This is a genomic window from Microcystis sp. M165S2 (assembly GCF_020245885.1).
Classification (GTDB): Bacteria; Cyanobacteriota; Cyanobacteriia; order Cyanobacteriales; family Microcystaceae; genus Microcystis.
In genome coordinates this window covers 1-9,211 of record NZ_JADBTZ010000239.1, presented here as the reverse complement: position 1 = coordinate 9,211, position 9,211 = coordinate 1, and the positions used below count along the sequence as shown (strand labels likewise).

Below are 9,211 nucleotides of genomic sequence, written 5' to 3'. Positions count from 1 at the left end.
GTCAGTCTGTAGAGCGACCATAAGACCAGAACAGAGTAAATCTGTTAAGGCAGGTGCGAAACCCCGCAAGGGAAAGAAGCAGAAACCTAAATCGTGAGGTTTGGGAATCACCGTCCGTTTTACGGCGGTGAGGATGTCAATGTAACCCCCCAGATCGCGCTTTTGACTTGCTTGATTACTAATTTACTATGTGTCTCCGCCGCTAGGAGTGTGATATGAATCGTCCTGGGAATCGGTTTACCGAATCACCAAAAACCCCCCCGACTCCTGAATTTCCACTTCAGGAAGTCCCCCTTGAATCCCCCCATACCGAGGCTGATTTAGCCGTAGAGTCAGCCACCCCCGCAGAGGTCAAACGTCAACAACCGATCCCCCCTCCCAGTCATCTGCGGCAGTATCGGGCGATCGGTCTCGTCTATGGCCATTATCAGCGATCGGAGGAACAATTAACTAAAGGCAATATTTTAACTGCCGATGGTACTCCGATCGATTCTGTGATTCTCGGTCGAGTGATCAGTTTGGTCAAAAATCATCTCGATCTGGAAAAACCGCATCTTTGGGTGGTTTATCCGCGCACCCGTCAGGAAAATGATGCCCTTCATGTTCAGATTGTCGGTGTTTGGGAACCAGAAACCCTGAAAAAGGAGGATGATCAGGAGATAGAGCCTCTCCTCGCTTCTACCCCGGGTTATTTCTCGATTCGAGGCGAAGTCATCTTTACCGAACGGGAAAATCAAGCGGTAGTGGTCAAAATCCGACAAATGCCCAAAACTGAAGCAGACAAACCCAAGTTTTTTAAACTAAAATTGCGCGGCACTTTACCTGGTAAACCGATCAGTCGTTTTTGGGATTTTCAGGTACAACTTAAAGGAGATGCCTTAACCATTTTGGAAGGTTTAGACCTCGGTTTTGCCAGCAAGAAAAAACCGATGGGTAAGGGAGGTTTTAAAAAGCCTTTTGATAAAAATCGTCATCCCTCGGGGGAAGGCGAAAAACGACCTTTTACCCCCGGACAATCCCCTATCCCTCGGCCTTCCCGACCAAAACCCGTATCGGAAAACTAATTTTTTTCTAAGGATGGGTGAGAAACCCATCCCTAGTCTAGGACTTGGTTTTGGGAGCTATTTGATACTTAGTATTAGGAATATAAGCGCGAATGTTATAACTATAATCTGTTCCCAAAATCTCGGCGATAAAAACCGCTAACTGAGTGCCTAAAATCGCTTCATCGGCAGAACTAAAAGATTTATAATCTTCTATTAACCATTCTTGACCACCATTAACTAAAGTACATTGAAATGTACCGAGAGATTCGGCGATTTCTGTATGTTCTGTATAGTTTCTCGTTCTTACTTCCCCCCTACTATCTGCTCTCAAACATAATTGATTAAGTTCTGAATAAAATTTGGCAGGAATTTTGTCTAAATCACCCCCTTTAGTCACCCAATGCACAAAAAGATGAAAAGACCAAGGAAGATTGAGGTAGAGTAGATAAAATAAACCCAGAATAATTGTTAAATATAAGGAGGAAGTCAGGAATTTATCATATTTTCTTTTTCGGGATCGATTTAAACGTTTAGCTAAATCTAGCTTTGATCTTTTCATAAATTTTAATGAGTCAAAAGTAATTCGTAAAAAGTAAGATGTATAAAAAAATCTGGCGTTTTGCTCCGATTATCCTGTCTTTGAGTTTATTTATTCTAGCGGTCTGGGCAATTAGTCAAGAATTTAAACACTACACTTTTGCTCAACTGTTGGCTAGTTTGGATCATCTTACCACAAGTCGTAAGCTAGAAGCTATTTTTTGGATGGCTTTGGGTTATTTGTCGATGACGGGTTATGATCGCCTAGGTTTTTATTATATCAATCATCCCTTAGCTTTAGGCACTATTATCCGCGCTGCTTTTATCAGTTATGCTCTTGGTAATACCATTGGTTTGACCTTATTTTCTGGGACAGCCATTCGTTATCGTTTCTATACTCCTGCGGGGGTGGGGGTGGTGGATATTGCCAAAGTTATTACTTTTACCCATTTAAGCTTTTGGTTAGGAATGTTAGGGATTGGTGGTTTAAGTTTCCTCCTCGATCCCCAACGGATTCCTCAACTTTTAAAATTACCTTTTTTAACTACTAAACCTTTAGGAATAATTTTTTTATTGCTGGTTACGGGATATTTTTTCTTGACTCTCACCTATAAAAAACCAATAAGAATCGGCCAAGAAAACATCTATTTACCCTCTTGGACTCTTTCCCTGGCTTTGATTTTGTTGACTTTTATTGATTGGATATTAGCCGCTAGAGTTCTCTATCTTCTTCTCCCGGGCAGCTACAATACTTCGTTTTTAGGATTTTTCGGTCTCTATGTATTTGCCATGACGGCAGGGGTATTAAGCAATGTGCCGGGGGGAATAGGTGTTTTTGAGTTTATCATGCTGAGATTACGGCCAGAATATGTATCTAATGCCGAGCTTTTAGGCTCTTTAATCGCCTATCGAGCTATTTATTATTTCCTGCCTTTAATTGTCGCTTTTGTCTGGTTGTTGGGTTACGAGGCGCGCAGAAAATAAGGTCTTCAAATTAGCTTAAACGGACAAAAAAAGTCCCCATGCCGTCATAGCTGGGGAGCATCAATCTAGTAGGCTAAAGTTTCTAAAGTTTCCCGTAGATAGGAACAAATGCGAGCATCAGCATCGTCTCTATTTTTACCTGATTCTAGTTGTTCTTGCTGCCAACGCCGAAAACCGGAACTAGCGGCGATGGCTTGTTTTAAATGCTCCCAAGTGTGATGATCTTTATGAAGTGGGGTGTCAGAAAATGTGGTAGAGTTGCCCATCTTTACCTCTGGTGGTAGGGTTGCACTTTGTAACATAACTTAAAAATCGCTGAAAATTCTGATAACTGGGACACAATTAGGCAGAAAAAGGTGTTGCCTAGCGGGAAAGCTGCGGGGATGCCAACACCTTTTTTGAGGAAATATAGCAGATTTTTAGGAGATTTGGCTGGTTTCTGCCGCTTCTTCCGCCTCCACTGCGGCATTTAAAGCTGCGGGGGGAATGGGGATAGGAAATACCGACGGCAGGTTAGCGGCGGCATCTTCGGGAGGCTGTCCGGAGTGAAAACGACGGTAGCTTAAAACACCGGCTACGGTGATTGCTCCTGTAGCGGTGGCAACCCCTAAAATAAGTTTGTTAGGATCGACATGGAAGCTGTTATTGCTGCCAAAAATGTCTTTAGCTTGAGCGAAAGCACAAGCGGAGGCACTGCCAGCATCAAGAGTACCTAAAACAATACCACTGACAAGGGTGGCACTAACGGCGATGGAGGTGAAAAAAGTTTTCTTCATAATTGCCTTGGGGATGGGTTGTCAATAGCGATTATCCTTGCATTATATATATCTAAATCACAATTGTCTATTTTATTTGCGTTGGTGACATTAAAATAACTTTGTTTAAGAATAATGAATTATCAATATCGTGTTGGGGGTAGTCTTGCCTATAACCATCCTACCTATATCGAGAGAAATGCCGATCGAGAACTGTTAACGGCGTTAAAAAACGGTCAATTTTGCTACGTTTTTAACTGTCGTCAGATGGGTAAATCCAGTTTAAGGGTACGAGTGACTCATATTTTACAGCAATCGGGCAGGGATTGTGCGGCGGTAGATATAACCAGTCTTGGTAGTAATGATAATTTATCCCAATGGTATAACGGCGTGATTACCCGTTTGTTTTTAGGATTTAATCTGACGGGAAAAATTAATCTTAAATCCTGGTTGCGCGAGCGAGATGATTTACCTCCCGTGCAGCGTTTGGGACAATTTATCGAGGAAGTTTTATTAGTTTATTGTCGGGGAGAGAAAATCTATATTTTTATTGACGAGATCGATAAAATTCTCAGTTTACAGTTTTCTCTAGATGACTTTTTTTCCCTGATTCGTTATTGTTATAACCAAAGAGCGGAAAATGCCCAGTATGAAAGAATTACTTTCGCTTTATTCGGTGTTGCTACCCCAGCAGATTTAATTCGCGAAAAGACCCAAACATCTTTTAATATCGGCCAGGCGATCGAATTAACAGGATTTAATCTTCCAGAAATTGCTCCTCTAGCCGCGGGATTATCCGGTCAAAGTAATTATCAACCCGACTGGTTAGAAAAAGTTATTTTTTGGACGGGAGGACAGCCATTTTTAACCCAGAAAATCTGTCAGCTATTGCTGGAAAGTAATTTAGATATTGAGACGCTGATCAAAGAGAGAATTATTAATAATTGGGAATCTCATGATGAACCAGTTCATCTGCGAACTATTGCCGATCGCTTGTTAAGAAATCAAGACAAAGCGGGTCGTTTGTTAGGCATCTATCAACAAATTTTAGAAAAAGGTGCAATCCTGTGCGATGATAGTCCAGAACAAGGGGAATTAAGGTTATCGGGGTTAGTGGTAAAAAAGGATAATCAATTAGTAGTTTATAATCCTATTTATCGAGAAATATTTAATCTCAATTGGGTGGAAAAACAATTAGAGCAATTGCGTCCCTACTCAGAAGCGATTGCCGCTTGGCAACAGTCTAATTATACCGATGAATCGCGGCTTTTACGCGGAAAAGCTTTAAATAATGCCCTCGATTGGTCTCAGGGGAAAAGCTTAAGTAATCTTGATTATCAGTTTTTAACTGCTAGTCAAAATCTCGATAAAAGAGAGGCAGAAATTAGCCTAGAAACTCAGAAGCAAGCTAATAAAATTTTAGCAATTGCTCACCAAAAAGCCACCAAGAGAATTAAAATTGGCTCAGTAATTTTAATTGCTTCTCTTTTGGGTTCTCTCTTAGCTTTTGTTCAGGTAAAACAAGGGTGGCAGCAAGTAGAAACCGCTCAAATAGGTATTAAATTACAGCGCCAGGGTGATAGTTATTGGCAACAATTTCAATTTGAACAACTAGAATCTTTAATTGCGGCCATGCAAGCAGTAAATAGTTTAAAAAATATCGTTACTGATGACCAAACCCTAGGTAAATATCCTGCTACCAGTCCCATTATTACCCTACAACAAATTTTAGATCGCATTCAAGAAAAAAACCAACTGCAAGGACACCGGGGAACTATTTATAGTGTTAGTATTAGTTCAGATCGTCAAAAAATTGCCACTGCTTCTCAAGATGGGACGGTAAAAATTTGGAATAAAAAAGGTGAGAATATTCAAACTTTGACAGGTCATCGAGGAGCAGTTTATAGTGTTAGTTTTAGTCCCGATGGTCAAAAAATTGCGACCGCTTCCGAAGATAAAACCGCCAAAATTTGGAACTTGCAAGGGCAAATTTTAGTCACCTATCCTGACCATCAAGAATCAGTTTATAGTGTTAGTTTTAGTCCCGATGGTCAAAAAATTGTCACCACTTCCAGGGATAAAACCGCTAGATTATGGAATTTATCAGGTCAAACTTTACAGGTATTTAAGGGACATAAAAGATCGATAGATGCAGCTAGTTTTAGTCCCGATGGTCAAAAAATTGCCACCGCTTCCCGGGATGGTACGATTAAAATCTGGGATTTATCAGGTAAAATTATCTTGAGTTTAGGTAAAGAAAATATTGAGGCTTTTTATAGTGTTAATTTTAGTCCCGACGGTCAAAAAATTGCCGGAGCAGCGGCAGATAAAACGGCTAAAATCTGGGATTTACAGGGAAATTTAATAGCTACTTTCCGGGGACATCAAGATTTTGTCAACAGTGTTAATTTTAGTCCTGATGGCCAGTTTTTAATTACTGCATCTAGTGACGGTAGTGCTAAAATTTGGGGAATGCAAGGGGAAGAAATAACTACTCTCAGAGGACATCAAGAATCAGTTTTTACTGCTGTATTTAGTCAAGATGGAAAACAGGTGGTAACTGGATCGAGTGATGAAACGGCTAAAATTTGGCAACTGAACAATTTAAATCAAGCTAGGACTGATAATACCAGTGTTAGCATTAATTTCCAGGGCAATATTATCGCTATTGCTAATAAAGATGGTCAAATTACTTTACTCGATTCCCAGGGGAAAAAAATTAGAGAATTTGCCACAAAAATGCGCTCAATCTATAGTATAGCTTTTCATCCCGATAGTAATCAGATAGCGATTACAGGAAGAAATGGAAAAGTACAAATCTGGAGTCAAAAAGGAACAATGCTTCAAGAATTTACTGCTAGTCAAGTACCGATTTATAGTCTTGCTTTTAATGGAGAGGGAACAGCAATAATCACGGGAACAAGCGAGGGAAAAGTTCAATACTGGCATTTAAGTAATTATCGGCCTCAATTAATTAATTCCTGGACAGCCGATGATAATATTATCTATGATTTGGTGTTTTCTCCCGATCACCAAAAAATTGCTACGGCTGCTCGAGGAAAGATTAAAATTTGGGATTTACAGGGCAATCTTTTCGAGGAGATTAAAACCGATTCTTTTCCCGTTTATGGAGTTAGTTTTAGTCCCGATGGTGAAAAAATCGCCGCTATTTCAAGGGATGGTACAGCTAGACGCTGGGACATGGACGGAAATTTGCGATCGGAGTTTAAAATAGAAGAAGATATCGTCTATGGGATCACTTTTAGTCCTGATAGTCAAGAGATTGTGATTATTGCTAGGGATGGTCAAAAGCATCGATGGCCCTTAGAAACGGAATATAATTATTTACAAAAATTGCTCGATCGAGGTTGTCTTTGGTTAGAAGATTATCTCAGGAATCGTCCCGAAAAACGAAAAGCTCTATCCCTGTGTACTAGGAAAATAAAACCATTCACATTGTAAACTTGGTTTGACTGGGTGGGGGGCATAATTATTGTCTAACCCACCCGCTCAATAATCTTAATTTTTAATCCGATGAGGGGGGATTTTCTGCGCTTTGGGATCGAGTTTCTGGGGGAGTATCTTCTCCGATAGTTTCTTCTGGGGGCAAATCTTCCTCGGTAACTTCAATAATCACCGTTTCGCTAACAGCAATAGTTTCGACTTCAACATTTGCTACAGGTTCAGTCGGAGGAATTTCTGGGGGATTTTCGGAAGAGTTGATCTCTTCTTTTGCCAAATCAAAATCATCGAAATCATCGAAATCATCGAAAGTTTCCCCATCATCAATAATTTCTGCGGCTTTTTCCCCAATTTCTGTCACTGATTCTGTAATAGTTTCCCCGATAGCCGCCGCTTTTTCTATAACGGGGTTCACCGTTTCTTGAGCTTTTTCCTCAATTTCTGTCACTGATTCTGTAATAGTTTCCCCGATAGCCGCCGCTTTTTCTATAACGGGATCCACCGTTTCTTTAACCGTTTCTTTAACTTTTGCCGCTACTTTCTCAGCTTTAGCTTTAGTTTTAGGGGATTGAGAGGGAGTAACTTTCCCGAGACGATTGCCTAACCAACCGACAATAGTAAATAATTTAACCGGTTTGTCGGGATAAAAAAGTGCTTGTCTGAGTTTGAGAGTTTGCCAAGCGAAAGCAATAAATAAAATGGCTGCGGCAACTTGTCCCAGGAGGATAGCGCCTGTAATCCTTCCCGCGCACAACCAGAGGACAAGGGCATAGAATAATCCTACCGCACTCCAGAGAAAATCATCTTGACGGTGGCGATCAGGGGCGATAAAAGCGGTGGTGAGGAGGTACAGACTACTCAATCCCACAAAGACCGCTAGGATATAGGGCAACATTTGCGATTCTCCTTTGACATTTCCTTTTTTATTGTGCGTTATTTGGGGTCGATCGAGTCTATTTTTTGATTAATTTTCAAAATTATCGAGTCAGATCGTCTTTAACTGTGTTGATGAATAGCCATAGTTAATATTAGGAAATTCTTGGTTTATCCTCTCATGCTTGTGCCGATCAGATTAAACAAGCTTTCAGACCAAACGATTAAGTTTTGATATTTAACAAGCAAAGAGGAATTAGGAACCCTTGATCAACCCACAGACAAACTGTTATCTTTAGCAATTAGTGCCGATGGTAAATATTTAATTATTGGTATTGCTGACAAAACTGTAAAAATTTGGGAAAATGGGCAATAGTAACAACTCAAGATAACTGCTATAAGTAGAAACTTATGCCGACAATATTTTATTGGGGAGAAGATGAATTTGCTATTAACCAAGCGGTGAAAAATCTGCAAGCAAAACTTCTCGATCCCAATTGGATACAGTTTAATTATGATAAAATTAATGGTGATCGCAATGAAGCAATTATCGAGGCCCTCAATCAAGCGATGACTCCAGTTTTCGGCATGGGAAATCGTTTAGTTTGGTTAGCTGATACGGTTATTTGTCAACAATGTTCCGAGGATATTTTCCAGGAATTACAGCGCACTTTGCCCAATTTACCCGAAAATTCCTATCTGTTATTAACCAGTGCCAAAAAACCCGACTCCCGCTTAAAATCGAGCAAGTTTATCCAAAATCAGGCGGAGGTTAGAGAATTTGAACTAATTCCGCCTTGGAAAGTCGAGGAAATTGCCCAAAGAGTTAGGGAAATTGCCAAAGAAGTGGGAGTAAAATTAACTTCCGATGCGATCGAACTCTTAGCGGAAGCGGTGGGAAATAACAGCCGCTTGCTGTGGATGGAGTTAGAAAAACTGCGTTTATTTAAAAATAATTCGGCGGGAACTATTGACAAAAAGGACATTTTAAGCTTAGTCAATGCCAGCAATCAAAGCAGCTTACAGTTAGCCAGTGCTATTTTAAAACGGGAGACAGGCAAGGCCCTAGAATTAGTCAATGAATTATTAAATCGCAACGAGAACCCCCTGGGTATCACCGCCACCCTAGTGGGTCAATTTCGCACTTGGGCAATAGTGAAATTAAAAATTGAAGAAGGAGAAAAAGACGACAAAAATATCGCCGCCGCCGCCGAAATTGCCAATCCCAAGCGACTGTATTTCATTCGCAAAGAGATACAATCCTTTTCTTCTAAGCAACTTCTCGCCACCTTACCCATACTTCTCGAATTAGAATATCGTCTCAAGCGGGGTGCGGAACCTTTGGCAACTTTGCAAACCAAAATTATTGAACTTTGTTGTTTATTGGTGACTTAATAGTTACTAATTCTTTAGGCAAACGTCGCACTTTGAATCAGCTTTGTACGCTTTGACCCGTACAGGGCTAACTACAAGCCTCTCTATCGGATTCTTGCTAAATGCAACCTCTCCGACTACCTTTCTCCCTATATTTAATGAACCATTAATATCTGCTCC

Annotated in this window: 8 protein-coding genes and 2 pseudogenes; 5 read left to right on the top strand and 5 right to left on the bottom strand. The window is 40.5% G+C overall.

Going from position 1 to position 9,211, the window contains the following annotated elements:
* The first annotated feature begins 215 nt into the window (after positions 1-215).
* A complete protein-coding gene (patR, locus tag IM479_RS12225; protein ID WP_286827331.1) occupies positions 216-1,064 on the top strand; it encodes a heterocyst master regulator PatR in 849 nt (282 codons plus the stop codon).
* Positions 1,065-1,101: 37 nt separating this feature from the next.
* Here patR and IM479_RS12220 read toward each other — a convergent pair whose 3' ends face one another.
* On the bottom strand, positions 1,102-1,605 hold the full coding sequence (locus IM479_RS12220) for a hypothetical protein (RefSeq protein WP_286827332.1): 504 nt from the start codon (positions 1,603-1,605) through the stop codon (positions 1,102-1,104).
* A 38-nt stretch (positions 1,606-1,643) separates the two neighbouring features.
* Here IM479_RS12220 and IM479_RS12215 point away from each other — a divergent pair, with 38 nt between their 5' ends.
* On the top strand, positions 1,644-2,567 hold the full coding sequence (locus tag IM479_RS12215; protein ID WP_287076230.1) for a lysylphosphatidylglycerol synthase domain-containing protein: 924 nt from the start codon (positions 1,644-1,646) through the stop codon (positions 2,565-2,567).
* Positions 2,568-2,632: 65 nt separating this feature from the next.
* On the opposite strand, the gene IM479_RS12210 is transcribed toward IM479_RS12215, so the two are convergent.
* Complete coding sequence (locus tag IM479_RS12210; RefSeq protein ID WP_287686810.1) at positions 2,633-2,869, bottom strand: hypothetical protein; 237 nt, start codon at positions 2,867-2,869, stop codon at positions 2,633-2,635.
* A gap of 117 nt (positions 2,870-2,986) precedes the next feature.
* Positions 2,987-3,343 (bottom strand): hypothetical protein, encoded by a 357-nt coding sequence (locus IM479_RS12205; protein WP_287686808.1) that lies wholly within the window; start codon positions 3,341-3,343, stop codon positions 2,987-2,989.
* A gap of 114 nt (positions 3,344-3,457) precedes the next feature.
* Here IM479_RS12205 and IM479_RS12200 point away from each other — a divergent pair, with 114 nt between their 5' ends.
* Positions 3,458-6,784, top strand: a complete 3,327-nt coding sequence (locus IM479_RS12200; RefSeq protein WP_287686807.1) for an AAA-like domain-containing protein — start codon at positions 3,458-3,460, stop codon at positions 6,782-6,784.
* Between the two features lie 64 nt (positions 6,785-6,848).
* Here the strand turns inward: IM479_RS12200 and IM479_RS12195 are convergent, their stop codons facing one another.
* Positions 6,849-7,679 (bottom strand): Ycf66 family protein, encoded by an 831-nt coding sequence (locus tag IM479_RS12195; protein WP_287686805.1) that lies wholly within the window; start codon positions 7,677-7,679, stop codon positions 6,849-6,851.
* 165 nt (positions 7,680-7,844) lie between these two features.
* On the opposite strand from IM479_RS12195, the pseudogene IM479_RS22670 reads away from it, so the two are divergent.
* Together IM479_RS22670 and holA are read left to right on the top strand one after the other, a co-directional pair.
* Positions 7,845-8,033 (top strand): annotated as a pseudogene (locus tag IM479_RS22670) (WD40 repeat domain-containing protein).
* 35 nt (positions 8,034-8,068) lie between these two features.
* Entirely contained in the window at positions 8,069-9,052 is a 984-nt protein-coding gene (gene holA / locus IM479_RS12190) for a DNA polymerase III subunit delta (protein WP_287686804.1), read from the top strand.
* A gap of 6 nt (positions 9,053-9,058) precedes the next feature.
* Here the strand turns inward: holA and IM479_RS22665 are convergent.
* A pseudogene (locus IM479_RS22665) lies at positions 9,059-9,211 on the bottom strand (RNA-guided endonuclease InsQ/TnpB family protein); the annotation flags it as partial.

Bases quoted from the DNA above. Each gene is read 5' to 3' on its own strand.
- patR (WP_286827331.1), top strand. From the start codon at position 216: ATGAATCGTCCTGGGAATCGGTTTACCGAATCACCAAAAACCCCCCCG.
- IM479_RS12220 (WP_286827332.1), bottom strand. From the start codon at position 1,605: ATGAAAAGATCAAAGCTAGATTTAGCTAAACGTTTAAATCGATCCCGA.
- IM479_RS12215 (WP_287076230.1), top strand. From the start codon at position 1,644: ATGTATAAAAAAATCTGGCGTTTTGCTCCGATTATCCTGTCTTTGAGT.
- IM479_RS12210 (WP_287686810.1), bottom strand. From the start codon at position 2,869: ATGTTACAAAGTGCAACCCTACCACCAGAGGTAAAGATGGGCAACTCT.
- IM479_RS12205 (WP_287686808.1), bottom strand. From the start codon at position 3,343: ATGAAGAAAACTTTTTTCACCTCCATCGCCGTTAGTGCCACCCTTGTC.
- IM479_RS12200 (WP_287686807.1), top strand. From the start codon at position 3,458: ATGAATTATCAATATCGTGTTGGGGGTAGTCTTGCCTATAACCATCCT.
- IM479_RS12195 (WP_287686805.1), bottom strand. From the start codon at position 7,679: ATGTTGCCCTATATCCTAGCGGTCTTTGTGGGATTGAGTAGTCTGTAC.
- holA (WP_287686804.1), top strand. From the start codon at position 8,069: ATGCCGACAATATTTTATTGGGGAGAAGATGAATTTGCTATTAACCAA.